The organism is Streptomyces sp. NPDC001604 (assembly GCF_042893475.1).
Lineage (GTDB): Bacteria > Actinomycetota > Actinomycetes > Streptomycetales > Streptomycetaceae > Streptomyces.
On sequence record NZ_JBIAUY010000005.1, the window covers coordinates 302,152 to 326,828 of the forward strand.

Sequence of the window (24,677 nt, forward strand, 5' to 3'; positions counted from 1 at the left end):
GTCGGCTGCCGTACTCTCGACCCATGTCGCTCTACGCCGCGTACGCCGGCAACCTCGACGCGCGGCTGATGACCCGCCGCGCCCCGCACTCGCCGATGCGCGCCACGGGCTGGCTGAACGGCTGGCGGCTGACGTTCGGGGGCGAGCACATGGGCTGGGAGGGCGCCCTGGCGACGATCGTCGAGGACCCGCTCTCGCAGGTCTTCGTCGCGTTGTACGACATCGCGCCGCTGGACGAGGAGTCCATGGACCGCTGGGAGGGCGTCGGCCTCAATGTCTACCGCAGGATGCGGGTGCGGGTGCACACGCTGGACGGCGAGGAGCCGGCGTGGACGTACGTCCTCAACGGGTACGAGGGCGGTCTGCCCTCGGCACGGTACCTGGGCGAGATCGCCGATGCCGCCGAGTCCGCGGGGGCGCCGCACGATTACGTGATGGAGCTGCGGAAGCGTCCCTGCTGAGGGGGTCGGCTCCTAGACTTGGAGCATCGACGCACCAACGGGAGATCGCATGGCCCCCGCCACGTATGACGTCTACTACACGGTGCAGGCCGCCGAAGCCCGCGACCGGCTCGACGACCGGCAGCGCATCGCGTTCGACAAGGGCATCGCCCTGCTGGCCCGCGACCCGTTCCTTTCGGTGTCGCGCCCCATAAGCTCCACCGGAGACGACCGCACCATCCGGCTCACGCAGAACGTCCTCGTCGAATACACGGTCAGCCGTGGCCGACTGCTGATCTTCATCGTCGAGGTCTTCAACGACAAGGACGTTCTCATCACGGACGAGTAGTCGCCCGGCCACTGCACAGCTTGACCACAGCGGCCGCAAAGGTCCCGTTGTGTCACGGCCTTCGTTGGAAACGACAAGACAACGATCGCCATCCCGTGAGCTCTGCCATCTACGCGCGTAGGCGTGGAGCGGCTACTCTCGATGCGTGAACGCATCTCTTCTTCCGGACGACATCCAGGGCGACCCGCACGCCGCCGCCGACGCCGCCGCCGCGCGCCTGCGCGAACTGACGGGCGCCGAGACCCACGACGTCGCCCTCGTGATGGGCTCCGGCTGGGCACCGGCCGTGGACGCCCTCGGCGCACCCGAGGCCGAGCTCCTCGTCACCGACCTGCCCGGTTTCCCGCCGCCGGCGGTGGAGGGGCACGGCGGCAAGATCCGCTCGTACAGGATCGGTGAGAAGCGGGCCCTGGTCTTCCTGGGCCGTACGCACTACTACGAGGGCCGCGGGGTCGCCGCCGTCGCGCACGGCGTCCGTACCGCCGTCGCCGCCGGCTGCAAGACGATCGTGCTGACCAACGGCTGCGGAGGCCTCCGCGAGGGCATGCGCCCCGGCCAGCCCGTCCTGATCAGCGACCACATCAACCTGACGGCGACGTCGCCGATCGTCGGCGCGAACTTCGTCGACCTGACCGACCTGTACTCGCCGCGGCTGCGCGCCCTGTGCAAGGAGATCGACCCGAGCCTGGAGGAGGGCGTCTACGCCCAGTTCCCCGGCCCGCACTACGAGACGCCGGCCGAGATCCGGATGGCACGGGTGATCGGGGCGGACCTGGTGGGCATGTCGACGGTGCTGGAGGCCATCGCGGCGCGTGAGGCGGGTGCGGAGGTGCTGGGTATCTCTCTCGTCACCAACCTCGCCGCCGGTATGACCGGCGAGCCGTTGAACCACGAGGAGGTTCTGCAGGCGGGCCGCGACTCGGCGACGCGGATGGGCTCGCTGCTGGCACAGGTGCTTGGCCGGCTCTGAACGCCTCAGGGGGTGCCGCGGAACGTCGTAGTGCGACTGCGGACCCGCGCCCCCTGGGAAGGCTGCAGTCACCCACGGCGGACACGCGCCGCGTACGGCGAGAAGGGGACGTGGCGGGGGTGTCCGCCCGCAGCGGCGGGCGTCCGCCGCCGGGCGCAGCCCCGCCAGACGTCACCGGCCCGACCGAGGACGGACACCCCCGGCGCGGCCCCGACCCACAATCGAACCGCAGGCGCCACGCGCACCCCCACCGAACCCGCGGATGCGCCGCAGGCATCCCACACGAGAGGCTGGACCGACCGTGCACGACGACCTCATCGCCCGCGCCCACGCGTGGCTCGCCGAGGACCCCGACCCGGAGACCCGCGACGAGCTCGCCAAGCTCATCGAGGCCGGTGACGTCACAGAACTCACCGACCGCTTCAGCGGCACCCTCCAGTTCGGCACCGCCGGCCTGCGCGGTGAGCTCGGCGCGGGCCCCATGCGCATGAACCGTTCGGTCGTCATCCGGGCCGCCGCCGGACTCGCCGCGTACCTCAACGCCAAGGGGGAGCGCGGCGGGCTGGTCGTCATCGGCTACGACGCCCGGCACAAGTCCGCGGACTTCGCGCGCGACACGGCGGCCGTGATGACGGGCGCGGGCTTCCGGGCCGCGGTGCTCCCCCGCCCGCTGCCCACGCCCGTGCTCGCCTTCGCGATAAGGAACCTCGGCGCGGTCGCGGGCGTGGAGGTCACCGCCAGCCACAATCCGCCCCGGGACAACGGCTACAAGGTCTATCTGGGGGACGGTTCGCAGATCGTGCCGCCGGCCGACGCGGAGATCGCCGCCGAGATCGACGCGATCGTCTCCCTGGACGACGTGCCGCGTCCGGAAGCCGGCTGGGAGATTCTCGACGACAGCGTCCTGAACTCCTATCTGGCACGTACGGAGGCGGTGCTCGCCGCCGGTTCCGCGCGCACCGCCCGCACCGTCTACACGGCGATGCACGGCGTCGGCAAGGACGTCCTGCTCGCCGCGTTCGCCCGGGCCGGTTTCCCCGAGCCCGTCCTGGTCGCCGAACAGGCCGAGCCGGACCCGGACTTCCCGACCGTCGCCTTCCCCAACCCGGAAGAACCGGGCGCCATGGACCTCGCCTTCGCGCAGGCCCGCACGACCGACCCCGACCTGATCATCGCCAACGACCCCGACGCCGACCGCTGCGCCGTGGCCGTCAAGGACGGCGGCGACTGGCGGATGCTGCGCGGCGACGAGGTGGGCGCGCTGCTCGCCGCCCACCTGGTCAGGCGCGGCGCCCGGGGCACCTTCGCCGAGTCGATCGTCTCCTCCTCCCTGCTCGGCCGCATCGCCGAGAAGGCGGGTCTGCCGTACGAGGAGACCCTCACCGGCTTCAAGTGGATCGCCCGCGTCGAGGGGCTGCGCTACGGCTACGAGGAGGCCCTCGGCTACTGCGTGGACCCGGACGGGGTGCGCGACAAGGACGGCATCACCGCCGCGCTGCTGATCACCGAGCTGGCCTCCGAGCTCAAGGAGGAGGGGCGGACCCTGCCCGACCTCCTCGACGACCTCGCCGTGGAGCACGGGCTGCACGCCACCGACCAGCTCTCGGTCCGGGTGGAGGACCTGTCGGTCATCGCACGCGCCATGCAACGGCTGCGGGAGCAGCCGCCGACCGAGCTCGCGGGCCTCGCCATCACCAGGGCCGAGGACCTCACCCGGGGCACCGAGAAGCTGCCGCCCACCGACGGGCTGCGCTACACGCTCGAAGGCGCCCGCGTCATCGTCCGCCCGAGCGGCACGGAGCCCAAGCTGAAGTGCTACCTGGAGGTCGTCGTCCCGGCCCCCACCCACGCCGACCTCCCGGCGGCCCACGCCACCGCGAACGACCTCCTCGCGGCCATCAAGCGGGACCTGTCGGCGGCGGCCGGCATCTGAGCGGCACCGCTCGAACCGGCGTCACCTCGGAGGGGCGCCCCCGGCGATCGGCCCGGGGGCGCCCCTCCGAGGGCTTCACGCAAGACCGTCGCCCCGGGCGGCCACGCCCCGGGCGACGGCGGGCCGCAATCACACCGCCGCGCCGGCCCTGAAGCCACGGCCACGTCCACGACCACATGCCGCCCGCGCCCGGCGGCCGAGAGGCCGCAGTACCGTGACGTGCCGTCCTCGCGGCGCCGCGTCCCCCGCCCGCGCCGTACCGGCGCCCCCGGCCACCCGGCCGCCCCACCCGGCCCCAGCTCAGCCAGTAGCCGCCAGGATCACCAGCAGCACCGCCCCGGCCAGCGCGGGCCCCGCGATCTCGTATGCCCAGCGCACCGTCACCTCGCCCTGCGCCGTCCCCGTCCGCTCATGGGTTTCGAGCAGTTCGCGCAGCTCGTCCATGATCTTGTCGCTCTCGGCGCGGACGGGCCCCTCCGGGACGGCGGTGCCGCCCGGGAGTCCGCCGGGTCCGAAGACACCGCCCCCACGGCCCCGCCGGCCCCGGCCGCTCGCGTCCGCCGTGGCCCTGGCCTCCTGTCGCGCCGCCCTCTTCCGGGCGCGCAGCGAGACGGGGACGGCCCACAGCTGGTACTTGCTCCCGGACTTCACGACGACCTCGTTGGAGTAACCGGACCGCAGCAGTGCGACCTCGCTCCACGGCACCACGACGATGCGGAAGGGGTTGCGGATGCGCAGCCGCTCCGCGTTGGCCTGGACGGCGGGGCGCAGCGTGAAGGCCAGGATCAGCGGCACCACGAAGATCAGCGCGGCGAGCGCCAGCCACGGGGTGCGGCCGTGCCCGGAGACGATCGCGTCGATGCCCAGCCAGCCCGCGATGGCGAGCAGCAGGACGCCGCCGGCGAGACCACCGGACGACCGGTAGACCCGGTCCTTGTACTGGGAGGCCGGGGGCTGCGGTGCTGGTGACTCGTGGTCCGGGGTCGTCATACCGCCGATTCTGCCCGACGGCCACGACGATGCTCGTACGTGGTGCGTGCGCAGTTGATGAGCAGCCTGGGGTGTACAGCCGCTACGCGCGTAGATATGCTCGTCTGGTGACCATGCCCACCACTGCACCCAACGCAGCCCACGCACTCGAAGACGTCACCGCGTCCGACAGCACGCTGCGCCGCTTCCTTCACGGGCTGCCCGGCGTCGACGCGGTCGGTCTGGAGGCGCGCGCCGCCTCTCTCGGTACCCGTTCCATCAAGACGACCGCGAAGGCGTACGCCATCGACCTCGCCATCTCGATGGTCGACCTGACGACGCTGGAAGGCGCGGACACCCCGGGCAAGGTCCGGGCGCTCGGCGCCAAGGCCGTCCACCCCGACCCCACGGACCGTACGACCCCCGCGACCGCGGCCGTCTGCGTCTATCCCGACATGGTGCCCGCCGCGAAGGAGGCCGTCGCCGGCTCCTCCGTGAAGGTCGCCTCGGTCGCCACGGCCTTCCCGGCGGGCCGCGCCCCGATCGCCGTGAAGCTGGCCGACGTCCGCGAGGCCGTCGCCGCGGGCGCCGACGAGATCGACATGGTCATCGACCGCGGGGCGTTCCTCGCGGGCAACTACATGAAGGTGTACGACGAGATCGTCGCCGTACGGGAGGCCTGCGGCGCCTCGGCCCGCCTCAAGGTCATCTTCGAGACGGGCGAGCTGTCGACGTACGACAACATCCGCCGCGCGAGCTGGCTCGGCATGCTGGCGGGCGCGGACTTCATCAAGACGTCCACGGGCAAGGTCGCGGTCAACGCCACCCCCGCCAACACCCTGCTGATGCTGGAGGCCGTGCGCGACTTCCGCGCGCAGACCGGGGTACAGGTGGGCGTGAAGCCCGCCGGCGGCATCCGCACCTCCAAGGACGCCATCAAGTTCCTCGTGCTGGTCAACGAGACCGCGGGCGAGGACTGGCTGGACAACCACTGGTTCCGCTTCGGCGCCTCCTCGCTCCTGAACGACCTGCTGATGCAGCGTCAGAAGCTGGCCACCGGCCGCTACTCCGGCCCCGACTACGTGACGGTGGACTGATCACCATGGCATCCGCATTCGAATACGCCCCGGCACCCGAGTCCCGCTCGATCGTCGACATCGCGCCGTCCTACGGCCTGTTCATCGACGGCGAGTTCACGGACGCGGCCGACGGCAAGGTCTTCAAGACGGTCTCCCCGAGCACCGAGGAGGTGCTGTCGGAGGTCGCCCAGGCCGGTTCCGAGGACGTCGACCGCGCGGTGAAGGCCGCCCGCAGGGCGTTCGAGAAGTGGTCGGCGCTGCCCGGCTCGGAGCGCGCCAAGTACCTGTTCCGCATCGCGCGGATCATCCAGGAGCGCAGCCGTGAGCTCGCCGTCCTGGAGACCCTCGACAACGGCAAGCCGATCAAGGAGACCCGCGACGCCGACCTCCCCCTGGTCGCCGCGCACTTCTTCTACTACGCGGGCTGGGCCGACAAGCTGGAGCACGCCGGCTTCGGAGCGAACCCGAAGCCGCTGGGCGTCGCCGGCCAGGTCATCCCCTGGAACTTCCCCCTCCTGATGCTGGCGTGGAAGATCGCCCCGGCCCTCGCGACCGGAAACACGGTCGTGCTGAAGCCCGCCGAGACGACCCCCCTCTCCGCCCTCTTCTTCGCGGACATCTGCCGCCAGGCCGGTCTCCCCAAGGGCGTCGTCAACATCCTTCCCGGCTACGGCGACACAGGCGCCGCGCTCGTCGCGCACCCGGACGTCAACAAGGTGGCGTTCACGGGCTCGACGGCGGTCGGCAAGGAGATCGCCCGCACGGTGGCCGGCTCCCGCAAGAAGCTCACCCTCGAACTGGGCGGCAAGGGCGCCAACATCGTCTTCGACGACGCCCCCATCGACCAGGCCGTCGAGGGCATCGTCAACGGCATCTTCTTCAACCAGGGCCAGGTCTGCTGCGCGGGCAGCCGGCTCCTCGTCCAGGAGTCGATCCAGGACGAGCTGCTGGAGGCACTGAAGCGCCGTCTGTCGACGCTCCGTCTCGGTGACCCCCTGGACAAGAACACGGACATCGGGGCGATCAACTCCGAGGAACAGCTCTCCCGCATCACCACCCTCGTCGAGCAGGGCGAGGCGGAGGGCGCCGAGCGCTGGTCCCCGGCCTGCGAAATCCCGTCCTCCGGCTACTGGTTCGCCCCGACGCTCTTCACCAACGTCACCCAGGCGCACCGGATCGCCCGCGACGAGATCTTCGGCCCGGTGCTGTCCGTCCTCACCTTCCGCACCCCGGACGAGGCGGTCGCCAAGGCCAACAACACCCCGTACGGCCTGTCGGCGGGCATCTGGACGGAGAAGGGTTCGCGGATCCTCGCCGTCGCGAACAAGCTCCGTGCGGGCGTCGTCTGGTCCAACACGTTCAACAAGTTCGACCCGACCTCGCCGTTCGGCGGCTACAAGGAGTCGGGCTTCGGCCGCGAGGGCGGCCGCCACGGCCTGGAGGCGTACCTCGATGTCTGAGAAGACCGAGAAGACCGAGCGGTTCGACCGTCTGTCGGTCTTCAAGACCTACAAGCTGTACGTCGGCGGGAAGTTCCCGCGTTCCGAGAGCGGCCGGGTGTACGAGGTGACGGACACAAAGGGCAACTGGCTGGCGAACGTGCCCCTTTCGTCCCGCAAGGACGCCCGTGACGCGGTGGTCGCCGCCCGCAAGGCGTTCGGCGGCTGGTCGGGCGCGACGGCGTACAACCGCGGTCAGATCCTCTACCGCATCGCCGAGATGCTGGAGGGCCGCCGCGAGCAGTTCGTGCGCGAGGTGGCCGACTCGGAAGGCCTCTCGAAGTCCAAGGCGGCCGTGGTCGTGGACGCCGCGATCGACCGCTGGGTCTGGTACGCGGGCTGGACCGACAAGATCGCCCAGGTCGTGGGCGGCGGAAACCCGGTCGCGGGCCCGTACTTCAACCTGTCCTCGCCCGAGCCGACGGGCGTGGTCGCGGTCCTGGCCCCCCAGGAGTCGTCGTTCCTCGGCCTGGTCTCGGTGATCGCCCCGGTGATCGCCACGGGCAACACGGCGGTCGTGGTGGCCTCCGAGAAGTCCCCGCTCCCCGCCCTGTCCCTGGGCGAGGTCCTGGCCACCTCCGACCTGCCCGGCGGGGTCGTCAACGTCCTCTCCGGCCGTACGGCGGAGATCGCGGCACCGCTGGCCGCGCACCAGGACGTCAACGCGATCGACCTCGCCGGCGCCGACGACGGCCTGGCGAAGGAGCTGGAGATCGCGGCGGCGGACAACCTGAAGCGGGTTCTCCGTCCACAGCCTGTGGACGAAGTCGACTGGTCCGCGACCCCCGGCATCGACCGCATGACCGCGTTCCTGGAGACGAAGACGGTCTGGCACCCGACGGGGTCGCTGGGCGCGTCGGGCTCGGCGTACTGAGCCCTCTTCAACTGAGCCGCGCCTCCCCTCCGTCCGCGGGAGGCGCGGCTCTTCCGTTGAGGCAAGCCATGCAGCCATATAGTCACATGAATTGCACACTAGATTACTCTTATGCAACCATGTGCGCATGGTAGAGATCGCCATCAGCGCAGCCCGCTCCCAGCTCGGCGACCTGGTCCGCCGCGCCGCCCACGGCCGCGAGACCATCGCCCTCACCGACCACGGGCACGTGGCCGCTCTGCTCGTATCGCCACAGGTGATAGAGGACTTCGAAGACGCACTGGCAGTGGCGGACTACCAGCGGCGCAAGGCAGAGGGAACTCTCGGACCCGGTATCCCGATGGCTGAGGTTCGTCGGCGGCTGGGGCTCGAACAGCAGTGAAGTACGAGATCGTCTTCGAGCCGCACGCCCTCGACTCGGCAGCCCGGTTCCTGAAGGAAGATCCGAGCGGCCTGGCTCTGGTCCTCGACACCATCGACAAACTGGCCGACGACCCCCGGCCGGCGGCGTCAACTCCGTACGGGTCACCCGACATCCGACGCCTCCGCGTCGGCGACTACCGGATCCTGTACGTCATCGACAACGAGGTGATCCACATCATGGTCACCCATCTCGGCCGAACCACCTGAACACAAGCACACCGAAACCGGAGAGCCGCGTCTTCCCTGCCGTCAGGGAAGACGCGGCTCTCTCATACGCGGGGCCGGGCTCAGACCAGGCGAGGACCGCCCAGCAGCATGGCGGCCGTCGTCAGCGCAGCCGGAACCGTACCGACCGGGCTCGTCTCGGCGAGGTAGCTCAGCCCGGAGAGCGGGCCGGCGATGTGGTTGTCCGTCGGGTCGACCGTGTTGCGGGTGAGCGCGTTGCGCTTGAGGCCCTGCACGGAGCCGGTGACGGACCGCACCTGGCCGGTCGGCCCCTGCAGGCTCTTCTGCGGGTCGAGCTTGCTGAGCGCGTTGGCCGCGGTCGCCGGCGACAACGGCACCTTCACGGCGGCGGTGGAGTCGGCGGACGCCGTCGCCGCGCTCGCACCCAGGGCCGCCGAGACGGTCGCGAGGGCGATGAGGGCGCGCTGGGCGGTGGGCTTGGAGGGGGAAGCGTGTCGTGCCATTGCAGTAGTCACCTTGGATTCGCTGAGTAATCAGGTCGACACGAAGGGTAGTTGAGATGTGATGCGCACACCAAAGCCGACCCGCGGGGTCGGCAGGGCGTACGGAATACGTCAAACTGGTGTCCCGTGAGCATTCATCTCCCCTCCTCCGCCCGCGTCGTGCTGCTCTGCGGCCCCTCGGGCTCCGGCAAGTCCCTTGTCGCCGCCCGCTCCGGCCTCCCCGTGCTGCGCCTCGACGACTTCTACAAGGAGGGCGAGGACCCGACGCTGCCGCTGGTGGCGGGAAGCTCCGACATCGACTGGGACCACCCCGACTCCTGGGACACGGACACCGCCGTCGCCGCGATCGCGGAGCTGTGCCGCACCGGCCGTACGAAGGTTCCCGTCTACGACATATCCCTCTCGGCCCGCACCGGTGAGGAGACCGTCGACATAGGACGGACACCGCTGTTCATCGCGGAGGGCATCTTCGCGGCCGAGATCGTCGAGCGCTGCCGGGAGTTGGGGCTGCTGGCCGACGCCCTGTGTCTGAACCGCGGCGCGGTCCGCACCTTCCGCCGCCGCTTCCTGCGCGATCTCAAGGAGGGCCGCAAGTCGGTGCCGTTCCTGCTGCGCCGCGGCTGGCGCCTGATGCGTCAGGAACGCTCGATCATCGCCCGCCAGACCTCCCTCGGCGCCCACGCCTGCGACCGGGACGAGGCCCTGGGCCGGCTGGCCGCGGCCGCGGTGGGCCGGCGCCCCGCGGCGACCCACACGCGCTGACCGCACCCGTACACGCAAAAAAAGCGGGACTGGACGGACCCCCCGGCCCTCCAGTCCCGCTCTCCCCCGTTCCCCCCGTGGTGCCTCCCCCATGCACCCCCGTTGTCCCCCGTGGGTCCCCCGGTTACTGCTCCCCCGTACTTCCCCCGTACTTGCTTCCCCCCGACCCTCAGGCGACGAGCTCCCCGAAGGCGTCCTCCTCGTCACGGCCGAAGCTGAGGACCTCGTCCTCGCGCAGCCGGCGGAGCGACCGCCAGATGCTGGACTTCACCGTGCCGACACTGATGTCGAGGATCTCCGCGATCTCCGGGTCCGTGCGGCCCTCGTAGTAGCGCAGGACCAGCATGGTGCGCTGGAGTTCGGGGAGGCGGGCGAGCGCCTGCCACAGGACCGCGCGCAACTCCGTGCCGCGCATCGCGTCCGTGTCGCCGGGCGTCTCCGGCAGCTCCTCGGTCGGGTACTCGTTCAGCTTGCGGCGGCGCCACGCGCTGATGTGCAGGTTCGTCATGGTGCGGCGGAGGTAGCCCCCGACCGCGGCCTTGTCGCTGATCCGGTCCCAGGCCTTGTACGTCGAGAACAGCGCGCTCTGCAGCAGGTCCTCGGCCTCGAAGCGGTCACCGGTCAGGTGGTACGCGGTGGCGTACAGGGAGGCGCGGCGCTCCTGGACGTAGGCGGTGAACTCCGCCTCCGACAGCGACCGACGCTCCCCCGTGTCCTCCCTGTACGCGCTTCCCCCGTGCGTTTCCCCCGTGCAGGTGTCAACCACCGTCATGTACGCGGTGTGCTGACGCCCGGCGCCGCGAGCGCACCCCCGCCCGCTCACGGCACCGGACTTCTCGGAACCCCGGCCCCCGTTCACGTCGTGCAGGCGCGTGACCACTGCGCTGTTGCTCGTGCTGTGCAGCATGTTCATCTCGCGCCCCCCGTCGTGGACTTCCGGTGTTCGGCTTGCTCAGGCGGTGGATCTCCGCGGTGTCCCGGCGGTGCTTCCTTGCCTGTGCCGAAAAGCTTGCCCCCGCACCTTCATGGCCGTGTCCGCCGACTGTCACAGACCTGTCACAGGGGTCGGCCGCAGGGAAGACACAGCGCGGTCACAGAGCAGAGCGGTACGGGCACACAGGCGTACGGGTCCGCAGCAGAGTCGAAACCCCGACCCACCATGGGCCAGAATGAGCGCGTGCCTACCCTGTTGCTGATCGAGGATGACGACGCCATCCGTACGGCCCTGGAGCTGTCTCTTACGCGCCAGGGACACCGGGTTGCCACCGCTGCCACCGGTGAGGACGGTCTGAAGCTCCTGCGGGAGCAGCGGCCGGACCTGGTCGTGCTGGATGTGATGCTGCCCGGCATCGACGGGTTCGAGGTGTGCCGGCGCATCCGGCGCACGGACCAGTTGCCGATCATTCTGCTGACCGCGCGCAGCGACGACATCGACGTGGTCGTGGGCCTGGAGTCCGGCGCGGACGACTATGTGGTCAAGCCGATCCAGGGACGGGTGCTCGACGCCCGGATCCGGGCCGTGCTGCGGCGCGGGGACCGCGAGTCGACCGACGCGGCGAGCTTCGGCAGCCTGGTCATCGACCGCGCGGCGATGACGGTGACCAAGAACGGCGAGGACCTGCAGCTCACGCCGACCGAGCTCAGGCTGCTCCTGGAGCTGAGCCGGCGGCCCGGGCAGGCGCTGTCCCGGCAGCAGTTGCTGCGGCTGGTGTGGGAGCACGACTACCTCGGTGACTCCCGGCTGGTGGACGCGTGCGTCCAGCGGCTGCGTGCCAAGGTCGAGGACGTCCCGTCGTCCCCGACGCTGATCCGTACCGTGCGTGGCGTGGGCTACCGGCTGGACACGCCTCAGTGACCGAAGCGCAAGGGGGGGTTCGCGGCTGGGCCGCGACTCGCAGGGGACATCTTTCACGGCTGCGCTTCACCAGTCTGCGGTTGCGCCTGGTGGTCGTCTTCGGGCTCGTGGCGCTCACCGCCGCCGTGTCCGCGTCCGGGATCGCGTACTGGCTCAACCGCGAGGCCGTGCTCACCCGCACCCAGGACGCGGTGCTCGGCGACTTCCGGCAGGCGATGCAGACCCGGGCGGGCACCCTGAGCGCGCACCCCACACAGGACGAACTGCAGCGCACCGCGGGCCAGATGGCCAACAGCAGCCAGCGCTTCAACGTGCTGCTCGTCGCGCAGGACGCCGACGGCAGGACCGTCTACGGCAGTTCGAGCGGCCTGGACGGCTTCTCGCTGCAGGACGTGCCCCGGTCGCTGCGCGCCGCCGTGACCAAGAAGCAGCAGGTCGACTCCGGCAACAAGTACCCCTACCACCTGTACTGGCAGCGCGTCGTCAACCACGGCACGCCGTACCTGGTGGCGGGCACGAGGGTGATCAACGGCGGGGCGACCGGCTACATGCTCAAGTCGCTGGAGCCGGAGGCCAAGGACCTCAACTCCCTCGCCTGGTCGCTGGGGATCGCCACCGGCCTCGCACTGGTGGGCTCGGCGCTGCTCGCGCAGGCCGCCGCCTCGACCGTGCTCAAGCCGGTGCAGCGGCTCGGGGTGGCCGCGCGCAGGCTCGGCGAGGGCAAGCTGGACACCCGGCTCAGGGTGTCGGGGACCGACGAACTCGCCGATCTGTCACGCACGTTCAACGACGCGGCCGAGGCGCTGGAGAAGCGGGTCGAGGACATGGCCGCGCGGGACGAGGCGTCCCGGCGCTTCGTCGCCGACATGAGTCATGAACTCCGTACGCCGCTCACCGCGATCACCGCCGTGACGGAGATCCTGGAGGAGGAGCTGGAGGCGGACTCCGGGTCGATGGACCCGATGATCGAACCCGCCGTACGGCTGGTCGTCAGCGAGACCCGGCGGCTCAACGACCTGGTCGAGAACCTGATGGAGGTCACCCGCTTCGACGCCGGCACCGCACGGCTGGTCCTTGACGACGTCGACCTCGCCGACCAGATCACCGCCTGCATCGACGCCCGGGCCTGGCTGGACGCGGTCGAGCTGGACGCCGAGCGCGGCATCCACGCCCGCGTCGACCCCCGCCGCCTGGACGTGATCCTCGCCAACCTGATCGGCAACGCGCTCAAGCACGGCGGGTCGCCGGTGCGGGTGTCGGTGCGGCCGGAGGACGCAGGCGGGGAGGGTGACCAGATCGTCATCGCGGTGCGCGACCACGGGCCGGGCATCCCCGAGGACGTCCTGCCGCACGTCTTCGACCGCTTCTACAAGGCGAGCGCCTCCCGCCCGCGCTCCGAAGGCAGCGGCCTGGGCCTGTCCATCGCCCTGGAGAACGCGCACATCCACGGCGGCGAGATCACCGCCGCCAACTCCCCCGACGGCGGTGCGGTGTTCACACTGCGGCTGCCGCGGGACGCGTCCGCGCTGACGGAGGAGTCCGAGAAGGACACGGGGAAGAACGGGAACGCCTCATGACCGTACGACGTCTCCTGGCGCTCCCCCTCCTCGCCGCGGTGCTCGGCGGCTGCGGCATCCGGCCCACCGAGGTGCCCACGGACTTCGGGGCGGCGCCCTCCCAGGTGCAGTGCTCGCCGGCCGAGCCGGAGGTCTCGCCCCAGGCCTCGCGCGGGCTGCCCGTGCAGGTGTTCCTGCTGTGCGGGTCCTCGCTGGTCGCCGTGGACCGGACGGTACGGGTCCCGGACGGCTCCCCGGACTCGCAGCGTCGGGTGCTGGTGGCGCAGGGTCTGCTCGACCAGCTCGCGGCCACGCCCTCGGCCGCCGAGAAGGAGGCCGGGTACACCACGGACGTACGCGGTGGCATGACCGTGAGCGGCCCCCGCCCCGGCGACCCCGACGACACGCTCCGGCTCAGCACCCCGCCCGGCGATCTCACGTCCTTCGCGCTGGCCCAGCTCGTCTGCACCTTCTCCGACTCGACGGCGGCCGGGGGCGACGGCTCGGTCATCCTCGGCGGCCCCGGCAAGGAGCCGCTGCGCCGCTACGAGTGCACGGACGAGGTCCGCTCCCGCCCGGGCACCGAGCACCCGCCGTCCAGCCCGGTCACGGGCGGCTGACGTACGCGCATGGACCCGCGGGGGCGCCGCGGAGGTGAACGGGCCGTGAAACGGCCGTGTGGCGGAAGCCTCATCCAGGTACCTCCGGACAAGCCGGAACCGATCCTGCCGCACGCGGCGTCTAGGGGATCGTGCAGCGTCAAGGCTCCATCGGCGGCAACGCCGCGATCCGCATCCGTGTGACAGGGAGCGTCCTCCTTGTCGCACACCTCGCGTTCGTCGCCTGGCTCGCGCTGCGCCCACTGGACGTGCCCTGGGTGATGCCCCCCAACCTGCATCCGTTCGCCGGGATACGCGCCGACCTGGCCCTGGGCCGGCCGGAGGCGGTCCGCCGCATCGGCGAGGGCGTCGGCCTCCTCGCACCGCTCGGCGTACTGCTCCCGATGGCGCACGGCAGGCCGTGGGCCGTCCCGTTCGCCTCGTTCGTCCGTACGGTCGCCGCGGGCGCGCTGGTCTCCGCGGGCATCCTGCTGCTGCAGACCGGCGTGCCCGGCCGGGTCCCGGACGTCGACTCACTGCTGCTGAACACCGTGGGTGTGGCCCTCGCCCATCTCGCCGTCGTCCCCGCGGCCCGCTCCTGGCTCCGCCGCAGGTCCGAGCGGAACGAAGGGACGGCCGTCCGCCAGGAGGAAGCGGTTCAGGGTCGAACCCCGACGTTTCCCAGGGTCGGGATCGCACCGTAGAGCGACGCTTTGCCCCCTTCGTCTCCGTAGCGTTGAAGGCAGATGAGGAAGCCGCCAAGAGGCCGCCTCGACCGACGCTCACGAAGGAGCCGCACATGTCCGCCCTCGTCCGCCCCACCCACGGCCGCATGATCGGCGGCGTGTGCGCCGGTCTGGCGCGGCGCTTCGGCACCTCCGCGACCACCATGCGCGTGATCTTCCTGCTGTCCTGCCTGCTGCCGGGCCCGCAGTTCCTGCTCTACATAGCGCTGTGGATCCTGCTGCCCTCGGAGGAGAAGGCGGCCCGCACCGCCTGGTGAGCCCCTTTTCGCGGGTACGCCGATGGGGCGCACCCCCGTGCCCGGGGGTGCGCCCCGTCGGCGCGTTCGGGAGGCGGGTCAGCCGAGCGGCAGGCCGTTCACGGGCAGCCCGTGCGTGGGCAGGCTCGACTGCACCGGCATACCACCGAGCAGCCCGGCCACCGGCGCCGATCCGTCGGTGAGCGCACCGGCCGACGGCCGCACGGAGGACAGACCGCGTTCGAGGGCGGGCTTGCCCTGGGCCACCGCCGCCTGGGCACCCGGCAGCGCCTGGGAGACGTTCTGCGCCGGGAGCGCGCCGGTGACGGAGCCCAGCATGCCGGTGGCGTCCGGGACCGCCGGGGCCGCGTTCGCGGCGCCCGCGCCCGTGGCGGCGAAGGCGGCACCGAGAGCGGCGACACCGAGGGTCTTGGCAGCAGACTGCTTCATGAAATAAATCCTCGAAATGGGGTTGCGGAAATGTGAGCGGTGTCTCGACCGTAAACACGGGCACCCGTCCGCCGCAAACATCGAAATGCGAACGGGTTGTGAATACCCGTCCGCATTCCACACACCCCAATATCCCCGGCTACTCCTCCGAGGGCACAGAACCGCTGGTGGAAGCGGTTTGCTGGAACAGCCATTCGGACTTCAGCTCGGCATATCCAGGCTTGATCACGTCATTGATCATCGCCAGTCGTTCATCGAAAGGAATGAACGCTGATTTCATCGCATTGACGGAGAACCACTGCATGTCGTCGAGCGAATAACCGAAGGCGTCGACAAGGTGCTCGAATTCCCGACTCATACTCGTGCCGGACATGAGTCGATTGTCCGTATTCACGGTCGCACGGAAGTGCAGTCGGCGCAGCAGTCCGATCGGGTGTTCGGCATACGACTCCGCCGCCCCGGTCTGAAGGTTGGAGCTGGGGCACAGTTCGAGCGGGATGCGCTTGTCCCGTACGTACGAGGCGAGCCGTCCGAGCTTCACCGAGCCGTCGGCCTGCACCTGGATGTCGTCGATGATGCGCACACCGTGTCCGAGCCGGTCGGCGCCGCACCACTGCAGGGCCTGCCAGATGGACGGCAGCCCGAAGGCCTCGCCGGCGTGGATGGTGAAGTGGTTGTTCTCGCGCTTCAGATACTCGAAGGCGTCGAGGTGCCGGGTGGGCGGGTAACCGGCCTCGGCGCCGGCGATGTCGAAGCCCACCACCCCCAGGTCCCGGTACCGGTTCGCGAGTTCGGCGATCTCCAGGGCGCGGGCGGCGTGCCGCATGGCGGTGAGCAGGGCACCCACGCGGATCCGGTGACCGCTCTGCCGCGCGAGCCGCTCCCCTTCCCGGAAGCCCTCGTTGACGGCCTCGACGACCTCCTCGAGGGTCAGCCCGCCCTCCAGGTGCTGCTCGGGGGCGTACCGCACCTCGGCGTACACCACCCCGTCCTCGGCGAGGTCCTCGGCGCACTCGCGCGCGACCCGGACGAGCGCGTCCCGGGTCTGCATCACGCCGACGGTGTGGGAGAAGGTCTCCAAGTACCGCTCCAGCGAACCGGAGTCGGCGGCCTCCCGGAACCAGACGCCCAGCTTGCCGGGGTCGGTCTCGGGGAGGCGGTCATAGCCCGTGTCGCGGGCGAGTTCGACGATCGTCCCCGGGCGGAGGCCGCCGTCGAGGTGGTCGTGCAGCAGAACCTTCGGCGCCCGGCGGATCTGCTCCGGCGTCGGGGTGTTCGAGATGGTCTGGCTCGTCATTTCCGCACTCTACCTCCTACGCGCGTAGATCGCGGGTTGTACAACTCCGTCGATACGTAACGGTGACCGCATGGACGGGGCACGTACACCTGCGCTTCTGACACTGTTCTGTCATGGCACACCAAGCGACGCCGGTTCGACGGGCCCGGCTGGGGAGGGCGCTCGGCCCGGAACCGACGGCGGTGAGCGGAGTGGTTCTGCTGCTCCCCGGCGGCGACGAGGAGTCGGCCCGCAGACCGTCCCCCATGCTGGCGACCGCCTCCGTGCGCGCACTGGGCCGCCGCCTGGCCCGCGCCGGGCGGGAGGAGGGCCTCGCCACCCATGTCGTCCACTACCGCTACCGCGGCTGGAACGGCAGCGAGGCCCATCTGGCGGGGGACGCCTCCTGGGCCGCGGACGAAGCGGTACGGCGCTACGGCGACGTCCCCGTCTGCCTCGTCGGCTTCGGCATGGGCGGCCGGGCCGCACTGCGCGCGGGCGGGCACGACGCGGTCAACTCCGTGCTGGCGATGGCGCCTTGGCTGCCCGAGGAGGACGTCGCGGCTTCGCCCGAACCGGTGAAGCAGCTGGCCGGGCGGCGGGTGCTGATCGTTCACGGCACGCGGGACGAGGTCTGCGACCCCGAGCTTTCCTTCCGGCTGGCGGCGCGGGCGAAGAAGGCGAACCGGGACGTGTGCCGGTTCGAAGTGCACTCCGACGGTCATGGGTTGCATCAGTACCGGAGCGAAGTGCATGCGCTGGCGGAGGACTTCGTGATGGGGGCGTTGTTCGGGCGGTCGTTTTCACGGCCGGTGGAGGATGCGTTGGCGGCTCCGCCGCCGTTGGGGTTGCGGATGCCCTTGGCTGCCGGTTTTGGCAAGTCGCTGCGCCGGTGAGAGCTCGGGGTTCGTTGCGGGGTGCGGGTGCGTCGTGGTTGATCGCAGTTCCCCGCGCCCCTGACGGGGCGCTCCGGCTCAGGTGGGTAGCAAGTTGCCCCTTCTTGAGAGTAGGAACCGCTTGAAGGCTGCCACTGGGGGTGTGTCCGGGTGGCCGTCAAGCCAGGCAACGCCGATTTCGCGGGCCGCACGTGGGGCCGTGACCGTGAGTTCCACAACTCCTGGCCGCGGGAAGGCGGGTGGGGGCAGGAGGGCCACTCCGAGGCCTGCCGCCACCAGCCCTCGCAGGGTCTCCGCTTCCTCCCCCTCGAAGGCGATCCTCGGCCGGAAGCCGGCCTCCTTGCACAGGTCGTCCGTGATACGGCGCATGCCGTAGCCCGGTTCGAGGGTGACGAAGGTTTCGTCGGCCGCTTCGGCCAGGCGGATGCGGCGGCGGGACGCCAGGGGGTGGTCGGCGGGGACGACCAGGCGGAGTTTCTGCTCGTCGAGGCGGCGGGCCACCAGGTCGGGGGCGTCGGGGACCGGGGAGGTCAGACAGAGGTCGAGTTCGCCCGCGCGCAGCTTCTCCAGCATCGCCTCGCCGTAGTTCTGGACGAGGCTGAAGCGGACGCGGGGGTGGTCGGCCCGGAAGGCGTGGATGAGGCCGGGGACGGTTTCGGCGCCCATGGTGTGCAGGAAGCCGAAGGCGACCTTGCCGGTGGCCGGGTCGGCGTCGGCGCGGACCTCCTCGGCGGCGCGCTCGATCTCGGCGAGGGCACGTTCGACGGAGCCCAGAAAGGTGCGGCCGGCCGGGGTGAGGGAGACCGTGCGGCCGCGGCGGGCGAACAGGTCGACGCCCAGGTCCTGTTCGAGGCGGACCATGGCCCGGGAGAGGGTGGACTGCGGAACCTGCATCTCCTGGGCGGCGCGCGTGACGTGCTCGGTGCGGGCCACCCCGGCGAAGTGGGCGAGGCGCGGGGCGAGCAGCGAGACGATGTCCTCGGTGTCTTTTGTGTCACTGGACGGTGACAGGCGAGCTTGTGACCTCTGCTGATGCACCATGGGAACGATTATGGCGATTCCATGCATTGGACGGATGAGCGGGGTCGTACGTAGCTTCGAGGCATGTCTCCCGCCAGTACCGGGGCGTCCACCGTCGTGGGCGCCGCATCCGTTGTCCCCGTCGTCCCTGTCACCCCTGCCGCCGATTCCCGTATGGCGCCGGGAGGGCCCGGCTACCGCCGGATGAGCTTCGCGCTCTTCCTCGCGGGGGTCGCGACCTTCGCGCTGCTCTACTCCACGCAGGCGCTGCTGCCGCTGATCTCCGGCGAGTTCGGGGTGGCGGCGAGTGCGGCGAGCTGGACGGTGGCGGCGGCGACCGGAGGCCTCGCGGTGTTCGTCCTTCCGATGAGCGCGCTGTCGGAGCGGTTCGGACGTCGTACGGTGATGACGGGCTCGCTGGCGGTCGCGGTGACGGTCGGGCTCCTGGTGCCGTTCGCACCCTCGCTGACCGCGCTGGTGGTGCTGCGGGCGGTGCAGGGGGCTGCGCTGGCCGGGCTTCCGGCGTCGGCGACCGCGTATCTCGCCGAAGAGGTCCGGCCGAAGGCGCTGGTCACGGCGATCGGGCTGTTCGTCGCGGGCAACAGTGTCGGCGGGATGAGCGGCCGGGTCATCACCGGGTGGGTCGCGCAGGAGTGGGGCTGGCGGGTCGCGGTCGGTGTCATCGGTGCGATCGCGGTGGTCTGCGCCGTGGCCTTCCGGCTGCTGCTGCCCGCTCCGCGTCACTTCAAGGCCGGTTCGTTGCGGCCGCGGGTGCTGGCCCGTACGGTGCGCGATCACCTGTCGAACCCGCTACTGTGCCGGCTGTATGCGATCGGTGCGCTGTTCATGACGGTGTTCGGCGGTGTGTACACGGTGATCGGTTACCGCCTGACGGAGGCTCCGTTCTCGCTGCCGCAGGGCATCATCGGGTCGATCTTCCTGGTCTACCTGGTGGGTACGGCGTCCGCGTCCACCGCCGGGCGGCTGGTGGGGCGGCTGGGCCGCCGTGGGGCGCTGTACCTGGCGGGCGGTACGACGGCATCGGGCCTGGCCCTGACCCTCGCGGGGTCTCTGGTGCCGGTTCTGCTGGGGCTGGTGCTGATCACCGCCGGGTTCTTCGCCGGGCATGCGGTCGCGTCCTCGGCGGTGAGCAAGACGGCTACGACGGGGCGTGCGCAGGCCTCCGCCCTGTACCAGTCGGCGTACTACATCGGGTCGAGTGCGGGCAGCACGGTGGGGGCGATCGCGTTCCACGCGGGGGGCTGGACCGGGACGGTCGGCGTCGGGCTCCTGGCGGTGCTGGGGGTCGTGACGATCACGGTGTTCGGGACGCGAGCTGCTCGGGTTGCTGCGCGGAGGAGCCCGGTACCGGCGCACTGAGCTTCCTTCGCCCCCGCCGCCCCTACCCGTGCCGACCCTGGGGGCTCCGCCCCCAGACCCCCCTTTTCGGCCTGAACGGCCTCGTCCTCAAACGCCGGACGGGCTGAAAAGCAGCCCCTCCGGCGTTTGAGGAGCGGGGGTCCGGGGGCTGGCCCCCGGGTCGGGACGGGTAGGGGCGGCGGGGGCGATACCCCCCTGGCCTGCTCATTCCTCCGCTCGGCACGCCATTGTCAGTGCCCTGCGCTAGCTTCGGACGTGCTGGGCGCAAAGGCGCGACACAGAACGGCCACAGGGGTGGGTGGACCATGACGACAGACCTCGACGTCAGGCTCGAGAAACACCGCGTCGAGCTGACCGGCTACTGCTACCGCATGCTCGGCTCCTCCTTCGAGGCCGAGGACGCGGTACAGGACACGATGGTCCGCGCCTGGCGCAGCTACGAGAAGTTCGAGGGCCGCTCCAGCCTCCGCTCCTGGCTGTACCGCATCGCGACGAACGTCTGCCTGGACATGCTGACCGCCGGCAACAAGCGCGCCCGCCCGATGGACCTGAGCGAGTCGACGCCCCTCGCCCGGGCCGCCCTCTCCCCCCGCCCGGACAACACCTGGCTCGAGCCGATGCCGGACGCCCGTGTGCTGCCGACCGTCGAGGACCCGGCGGAGGCCGCCGTCGCCAAGGAGTCCGTGCGGCTCGCCTTCATGGCGGCCCTGCAGCAGCTGCCCGCGAAGCAGCGCGCGGTGCTGATCCTGCGCGAGGTGCTGGCCTGGAAGGCGAGCGAGGTCGCCGAGCTGCTGGACACCTCGGTGGCGTCGGTCAACAGCGCCCTGCAGCGGGCCCGGGCGACACTCGCCGAGCGCGAGCAGGGCGACAAGGCGGCAGCGGCGGCCGTCTCCGACCCTCTCGACGAGGAGCAGCGCAAGCTCCTGGACCGCTATGTGGCGGCCTTCGAGGGCTACGACATGACCGCGCTGACGGCGTTGCTGCACGAGGACGCCGTGATGACGATGCCGCCGTTCGACCTGTGGCTGACGGGCCACGACGACATCACGGGCTTCATGACGACCCTGGGCTCCGCCTGCGAGGGCTCGCGGCTGCTGCCGGTCCAGGTCAACGGCCTGCCGGGGTTCGCCCAGTACAAGCCGGACCCGGAGAAGGGCGGCTTCACCCCGTGGGCGGTGCAGGTGCTGGAGATATCAGACGGCGGGCTCTCCGGGTTCCACTTCTTCCTCGACACTCAGCGCTGGTTCCCGCTGTTCGGCCTGCCCCTCCACCTCGAAGCGGAGCCCGACCAGGTCGAGGAGGGCGTGTAGCGACGGGGCGGGATCGCGCAGCCGGATCCGGCCCCCGGCCCGCCGGGCGGCCAGCTCCAGCCGCGCGAGCAGATCCACGGCACCCAGCCCCGGCGGCCCGATCGCGGCGACGTCGACCACCACGACCCCGGCACCGTTGGCCTCCAACAGCGCCTGCACGTCCTCGCACAGCCCGCTCACCTCGTCACGGGTGACGGGGCCGGGCAGCACGAGTACGGCGGGTGTCATGGCATCCACGGGGGGTAGACCGGACGGGCGGGCGGAACTCATCGCGGCGCACCCGCCTGCCGGGCGGGTCCGTCGACCGGGATCACATTGACCTGCCGCCCTCCTCCCCCGGAGGGTTGGGTGTATGCCCCAAGCATCAGCACCGCCCCGGATACCCGACGGCCTCCTCCCCGCCGAGGGGGCAGCGTGCAGGGAGTGCTGACGGGCTTCGCGGTCATCGCGGTCGTCATCGGGGTGGGGTACGTCATCGGACGGCAGGGACATCTCGGCGAGCACGGGCGCGAGGTGCTGACCAAGCTGGCGTTCCATGTGGCGTCCCCGGCGCTGCTGTTCACCACGCTCGCGCGGGCCGACCTGTCGGTGATCTTCTCCAGCCGGCTGCTGGTGACGGCCATGAGCACGGCGGCTGCGGCCGGTGTCTTCGTCGCGGTCGGTGTCGTACGGGGCTGGAGTGTGGGCCGCACGACGATCGGCGCGCTGTGCTCCAGTTACGTCAACTCGGGCAACCTCGGCATCCCGATCGCCGTGTATGTGCTGGGCGACGCCTCGCTGGTGGCGCCGGTGCTGCTGTTCCAGATCATCGCGGTCACGCCGATCGCCCTGACGGTCCTGGACCTGTCAGGCAAGGGCGAGAAGGGCCCGCTGTGGCTCCGGCTGCTCACGCCGTTGCGCAACCCGATCGCGGTCGGCTCACTGGCCGGGGTGGCGGTGTCGGCGACCGGCTTGAAGGTCCCGGCTCCCGTCATGGACCCGCTGACCCTGATCGGCAACATGTCGGTTCCGGCGGTCCTGCTGGCCTTCGGCATCTCCCTGTGCGGCAGCACGATGCCGGGGCGGGGCGCCGACCGGTTCCCCGTGTTCCTGTCGGTCGCACTGAAGGCGGTGGGCCAGCCGGTGGCCGCATGGGCGCTGGCGGTGGGGGTGTTCGGGCTGCACGGCCACCAACTCCTCGACGTGGTGGTGACGTCGGCGCTTCCGGCGGCGCAGAACCTGTACACGTATGCGAGTCGGTATCGGGTGGCGGAGGGAGTGGCGCGGGACTCGATCCTGCTGTCGACGGTGTTGTCGGTGCCGGTTCTGGTGGTGGTGGCGGCGCTGTTGGGGTGACTCAGGTCTCGGGGAACTCGCTGGTGTCGATGACGAGGTCGAAGGGCGCGGGGAGAGTGAGCAGCTCGCCGAACTTGGCGACGGCGAGCGGGCGGTAGACGTCTCCGTGCGGCTCTCCGTAGAGCGTCGCGGTGGGGCCCTCGGGTGCCCAGCGGTCGACCAGGAGGTAGAGCGGGATGCCCGCGGAGGCGTAGGCGGCCGGCTTGCTCACACGGTCGTGGCGTGCGTTCTTCCTGGAGGTGACCTCCACGACGAGTTCGGCCACGGCGCCCGGCAGATAGGTGTCCGCCTCGGTGCACTCCTGGACCGGGGCGACCAGGATGTCCGGGATGAACATGCCCAGCCGCGAGGGGACGGCGATGGCCTGCGTCTGGAAGATCTCCCAGTCCTCGGGGATCACGGAGTACAGGCGACGCTGGATGCGGGCCGCGATCACGTTGTGACGGGGTGCGGGAGCAGGTGACACGGTGATGATCCCCTCGATGATCTCCACCTTGCTGCCCTCGGGCCAGTCCATCTCCTCCCAGAACCGGACGAGGTCGTCCCAGCCCTGCTCGGGGTCGTGGCCCACGGTGAGTGCGCCCATGGCGGTCTCCTTCGGTTGCGTCACCGATCCCAGCATGCCGAACGGGACCGGTGGGGGTCCACCGATCCCGTTCACTCGAAAGGGAAACTCCCCTGGTCAGGCGATACGTTCCAGCACCACCGGCGACGCCGAGAACTCCGTTCCCGCCGCCCCGATGTCGTAAGACCCCTCCACCGCCTGCAGCGCGTACTCGAAGCGCTCGGGGGTGTCGGTGTGCAGGGTCAGCAGGGGCTGGCCCTCGGTCACCGTGTCGCCCGGCTTGGCGTGCATCTCGACGCCCGCGCCCGCCTGCACCGGGTCCTCCTTGCGGGCGCGGCCCGCGCCGAGGCGCCAGGCGGCGACACCGATGCCGTAGGCGTCGAGGCGGGTCAGTACGCCCGAGGACGGCGCCTTGATGACGTGCTGCTCCCGCGCCACCGGCAGCTGCGCGTCCGGGTCGCCGCCCTGGGCCGCGATCATGCGGCGCCAGACGTCCATCGCGGAGCCGTCGGCCAGGGCCTTCGCCGGGTCGGCGTCCTTCACTCCGGCCGCGTCCAGCATTTCGCGGGCCAGGGCGACGGTCAGCTCCACCACGTCCGCCGGGCCGCCGCCCGCGAGGACCTCCACCGACTCGCGGACTTCGAGGGCGTTGCCCGCCGTCAGGCCCAGCGGGGTCGACATGTCCGTCAGCAGCGCGACCGTCTTCACGCCGTGGTCCGTGCCCAGGCCCACCATCGTGGAGGCGAGTTCCCGTGCGTCCTCGATCGTCTTCATGAAGGCGCCCGTGCCCACCTTGACGTCCAGGACCAGGGAGCCGGTGCCCTCGGCGATCTTCTTGGACATGATCGAGGAGGCGATCAGCGGGATCGCCTCGACCGTGCCGGTGACGTCACGCAGGGCGTAGAGCTTCTTGTCCGCGGGGGCCAGGCCGTCGCCCGCCGCGCAGATCACCGCGCCGGTGGTGTCGAGGACGTTCAACATCTCCTCGTTGGACAGCAGCGCGCGCCAGCCGGGGATGGACTCCAGCTTGTCCAGGGTGCCGCCGGTGTGGCCGAGGCCGCGGCCCGACAGCTGGGGGACGGCCGCTCCGCAGGCCGCGACCAGGGGCGCCAGCGGAAGGGTGATCTTGTCGCCGACGCCGCCCGTGGAGTGCTTGTCGGCCGTGGGGCGGGACAGGGACGAGAAGTCCATGCGCTCGCCGGAGGCGATCATCGCGGCGGTCCAGCGGGCGATCTCACGGCGGTTCATGCCGTTGAGGAGGATGGCCATGGCGAGCGCGGACATCTGCTCGTCGGCGACCTCCCCGCGGGTGTACGCGTCGATGACCCAGTCGATCTGCTCGTCGCTGAGCTCACCGCGGTCCCGCTTGGTACGGATGACGGAGATGGCGTCCATGGCCATGGGGTGCGTTCCTTCCGAGGTTCATGGAAGTGTGCGGCCCCTCCGCTCGAAGGGTTCAAGCCGGA

Annotated in this window: 28 protein-coding genes; 19 read left to right on the top strand and 9 right to left on the bottom strand. The window is 70.9% G+C overall.

The features are described from left to right. Positions 1-23 precede the first annotated feature (23 nt). From ACFY1E_RS17325 to ACFY1E_RS17340, 4 genes are all read left to right on the top strand, one after another. Positions 24-461 carry a gamma-glutamylcyclotransferase gene (locus tag ACFY1E_RS17325; RefSeq protein ID WP_389076527.1) on the top strand — a complete coding sequence of 146 codons (438 nt, stop codon included), beginning with the start codon at positions 24-26 and terminating at the stop codon, positions 459-461. A 49-nt stretch (positions 462-510) separates the two neighbouring features. Continuing rightward, a complete protein-coding gene (locus ACFY1E_RS17330) occupies positions 511-789 on the top strand; it encodes a type II toxin-antitoxin system RelE/ParE family toxin (RefSeq protein WP_389076530.1) in 279 nt (92 codons plus the stop codon). Between the two features lie 145 nt (positions 790-934). Beyond that, entirely contained in the window at positions 935-1,759 is an 825-nt protein-coding gene (locus ACFY1E_RS17335) for a purine-nucleoside phosphorylase (RefSeq protein ID WP_389076532.1), read from the top strand. A gap of 301 nt (positions 1,760-2,060) precedes the next feature. Continuing rightward, a complete protein-coding gene (locus ACFY1E_RS17340; RefSeq protein ID WP_389076534.1) occupies positions 2,061-3,692 on the top strand; it encodes a phospho-sugar mutase in 1,632 nt (543 codons plus the stop codon). 300 nt (positions 3,693-3,992) lie between these two features. On the opposite strand, the gene ACFY1E_RS17345 is transcribed toward ACFY1E_RS17340, so the two are convergent. Then, positions 3,993-4,682 (bottom strand): PH domain-containing protein, encoded by a 690-nt coding sequence (locus tag ACFY1E_RS17345; RefSeq protein ID WP_389076535.1) that lies wholly within the window; start codon positions 4,680-4,682, stop codon positions 3,993-3,995. 113 nt (positions 4,683-4,795) lie between these two features. Here ACFY1E_RS17345 and deoC point away from each other — a divergent pair, with 113 nt between their 5' ends. From deoC to ACFY1E_RS17370, 5 genes are all read left to right on the top strand, one after another. Beyond that, a complete protein-coding gene (deoC, locus tag ACFY1E_RS17350) occupies positions 4,796-5,758 on the top strand; it encodes a deoxyribose-phosphate aldolase (protein ID WP_115913309.1) in 963 nt (320 codons plus the stop codon). A 5-nt stretch (positions 5,759-5,763) separates the two neighbouring features. After that, the gene (locus ACFY1E_RS17355; protein ID WP_389076537.1) at positions 5,764-7,200 is read left to right on the top strand and encodes an aldehyde dehydrogenase family protein; all 1,437 of its coding nucleotides are present in this window, start codon (positions 5,764-5,766) and stop codon (positions 7,198-7,200) included. Then, positions 7,193-8,113 carry an aldehyde dehydrogenase family protein gene (locus ACFY1E_RS17360; protein ID WP_389076539.1) on the top strand — a complete coding sequence of 307 codons (921 nt, stop codon included), beginning with the start codon at positions 7,193-7,195 and terminating at the stop codon, positions 8,111-8,113. Before ACFY1E_RS17355 ends, ACFY1E_RS17360 begins: the two co-directional genes overlap by 8 nt. Positions 8,114-8,240: 127 nt before the next feature. Next, positions 8,241-8,495 (top strand): type II toxin-antitoxin system Phd/YefM family antitoxin, encoded by a 255-nt coding sequence (locus ACFY1E_RS17365; protein WP_133049980.1) that lies wholly within the window; start codon positions 8,241-8,243, stop codon positions 8,493-8,495. Then, a complete protein-coding gene (locus tag ACFY1E_RS17370) occupies positions 8,492-8,743 on the top strand; it encodes a type II toxin-antitoxin system RelE/ParE family toxin (protein ID WP_389076541.1) in 252 nt (83 codons plus the stop codon). The genes ACFY1E_RS17365 and ACFY1E_RS17370 overlap by 4 nt, the downstream gene beginning before the upstream one ends. 80 nt (positions 8,744-8,823) lie before the next feature. Here the strand turns inward: ACFY1E_RS17370 and ACFY1E_RS17375 are convergent, their stop codons facing one another. Next, positions 8,824-9,225: a hypothetical protein gene (locus ACFY1E_RS17375; protein WP_389076544.1), complete on the bottom strand. Its 402-nt coding sequence runs from the start codon at positions 9,223-9,225 to the stop codon at positions 8,824-8,826. Positions 9,226-9,351: 126 nt separating this feature from the next. Here ACFY1E_RS17375 and ACFY1E_RS17380 point away from each other — a divergent pair, with 126 nt between their 5' ends. Next, complete coding sequence (locus tag ACFY1E_RS17380; RefSeq protein WP_389076546.1) at positions 9,352-9,987, top strand: uridine kinase; 636 nt, start codon at positions 9,352-9,354, stop codon at positions 9,985-9,987. A 169-nt stretch (positions 9,988-10,156) separates the two neighbouring features. On the opposite strand, the gene ACFY1E_RS17385 is transcribed toward ACFY1E_RS17380, so the two are convergent. Next, complete coding sequence (locus tag ACFY1E_RS17385; protein ID WP_389076549.1) at positions 10,157-10,900, bottom strand: SigE family RNA polymerase sigma factor; 744 nt, start codon at positions 10,898-10,900, stop codon at positions 10,157-10,159. A gap of 264 nt (positions 10,901-11,164) precedes the next feature. Here ACFY1E_RS17385 and afsQ1 point away from each other — a divergent pair, with 264 nt between their 5' ends. The 5 genes from afsQ1 to ACFY1E_RS17410 all read left to right on the top strand — a co-directional run bounded on the left by afsQ1 (position 11,165) and on the right by ACFY1E_RS17410 (position 15,000). Continuing rightward, positions 11,165-11,842: a two-component system response regulator AfsQ1 gene (afsQ1, locus tag ACFY1E_RS17390; RefSeq protein WP_344404458.1), complete on the top strand. Its 678-nt coding sequence runs from the start codon at positions 11,165-11,167 to the stop codon at positions 11,840-11,842. After that, a complete protein-coding gene (locus tag ACFY1E_RS17395; protein WP_389076551.1) occupies positions 11,839-13,419 on the top strand; it encodes an ATP-binding protein in 1,581 nt (526 codons plus the stop codon). The genes afsQ1 and ACFY1E_RS17395 overlap by 4 nt, the downstream gene beginning before the upstream one ends. Then, entirely contained in the window at positions 13,416-14,018 is a 603-nt protein-coding gene (locus tag ACFY1E_RS17400) for a hypothetical protein (RefSeq protein WP_389076553.1), read from the top strand. The genes ACFY1E_RS17395 and ACFY1E_RS17400 overlap by 4 nt, the downstream gene beginning before the upstream one ends. A gap of 131 nt (positions 14,019-14,149) precedes the next feature. Next, complete coding sequence (locus ACFY1E_RS17405) at positions 14,150-14,701, top strand: VanZ family protein (RefSeq protein ID WP_389076556.1); 552 nt, start codon at positions 14,150-14,152, stop codon at positions 14,699-14,701. A 95-nt stretch (positions 14,702-14,796) separates the two neighbouring features. Continuing rightward, complete coding sequence (locus ACFY1E_RS17410; RefSeq protein ID WP_030929945.1) at positions 14,797-15,000, top strand: PspC domain-containing protein; 204 nt, start codon at positions 14,797-14,799, stop codon at positions 14,998-15,000. 78 nt (positions 15,001-15,078) lie between these two features. Here ACFY1E_RS17410 and ACFY1E_RS17415 read toward each other — a convergent pair whose 3' ends face one another. Beyond that, positions 15,079-15,429 carry an ATP-binding protein gene (locus ACFY1E_RS17415; RefSeq protein ID WP_389076558.1) on the bottom strand — a complete coding sequence of 117 codons (351 nt, stop codon included), beginning with the start codon at positions 15,427-15,429 and terminating at the stop codon, positions 15,079-15,081. Between the two features lie 139 nt (positions 15,430-15,568). Then, the gene (locus ACFY1E_RS17420) at positions 15,569-16,726 is read right to left on the bottom strand and encodes an adenosine deaminase (RefSeq protein WP_389076561.1); all 1,158 of its coding nucleotides are present in this window, start codon (positions 16,724-16,726) and stop codon (positions 15,569-15,571) included. A gap of 113 nt (positions 16,727-16,839) precedes the next feature. On the opposite strand from ACFY1E_RS17420, the gene ACFY1E_RS17425 reads away from it, so the two are divergent. Further along, positions 16,840-17,601: an alpha/beta hydrolase gene (locus ACFY1E_RS17425; protein ID WP_389076562.1), complete on the top strand. Its 762-nt coding sequence runs from the start codon at positions 16,840-16,842 to the stop codon at positions 17,599-17,601. A gap of 78 nt (positions 17,602-17,679) precedes the next feature. Here the strand turns inward: ACFY1E_RS17425 and ACFY1E_RS17430 are convergent, their stop codons facing one another. Then, complete coding sequence (locus tag ACFY1E_RS17430) at positions 17,680-18,642, bottom strand: LysR substrate-binding domain-containing protein (RefSeq protein WP_389076564.1); 963 nt, start codon at positions 18,640-18,642, stop codon at positions 17,680-17,682. A 63-nt stretch (positions 18,643-18,705) separates the two neighbouring features. Between ACFY1E_RS17430 and ACFY1E_RS17435 the strand changes: the two genes are divergently transcribed. Both ACFY1E_RS17435 and ACFY1E_RS17440 read left to right on the top strand, forming a co-directional pair. After that, positions 18,706-20,001 (top strand): MFS transporter, encoded by a 1,296-nt coding sequence (locus tag ACFY1E_RS17435; RefSeq protein WP_389076567.1) that lies wholly within the window; start codon positions 18,706-18,708, stop codon positions 19,999-20,001. 305 nt (positions 20,002-20,306) lie between these two features. Next, positions 20,307-21,311 (top strand): sigma-70 family RNA polymerase sigma factor, encoded by a 1,005-nt coding sequence (locus tag ACFY1E_RS17440; RefSeq protein ID WP_344404469.1) that lies wholly within the window; start codon positions 20,307-20,309, stop codon positions 21,309-21,311. Here ACFY1E_RS17440 and ACFY1E_RS17445 read toward each other — a convergent pair. Continuing rightward, positions 21,195-21,581 (bottom strand): STAS domain-containing protein, encoded by a 387-nt coding sequence (locus tag ACFY1E_RS17445; protein WP_389076569.1) that lies wholly within the window; start codon positions 21,579-21,581, stop codon positions 21,195-21,197. The two genes, ACFY1E_RS17440 and ACFY1E_RS17445, sit on opposite strands and share 117 nt — an antisense overlap. Before the next feature lie 144 nt (positions 21,582-21,725). On the opposite strand from ACFY1E_RS17445, the gene ACFY1E_RS17450 reads away from it, so the two are divergent. Continuing rightward, on the top strand, positions 21,726-22,646 hold the full coding sequence (locus ACFY1E_RS17450) for an AEC family transporter (protein ID WP_389076570.1): 921 nt from the start codon (positions 21,726-21,728) through the stop codon (positions 22,644-22,646). Position 22,647: 1 nt separating this feature from the next. On the opposite strand, the gene ACFY1E_RS17455 is transcribed toward ACFY1E_RS17450, so the two are convergent. Further along, positions 22,648-23,232, bottom strand: a complete 585-nt coding sequence (locus tag ACFY1E_RS17455; protein ID WP_389076572.1) for a Uma2 family endonuclease — start codon at positions 23,230-23,232, stop codon at positions 22,648-22,650. Positions 23,233-23,328: 96 nt separating this feature from the next. Beyond that, positions 23,329-24,606 (bottom strand): thymidine phosphorylase, encoded by a 1,278-nt coding sequence (locus tag ACFY1E_RS17460; RefSeq protein ID WP_389076961.1) that lies wholly within the window; start codon positions 24,604-24,606, stop codon positions 23,329-23,331. Positions 24,607-24,677 lie beyond the last annotated feature (71 nt).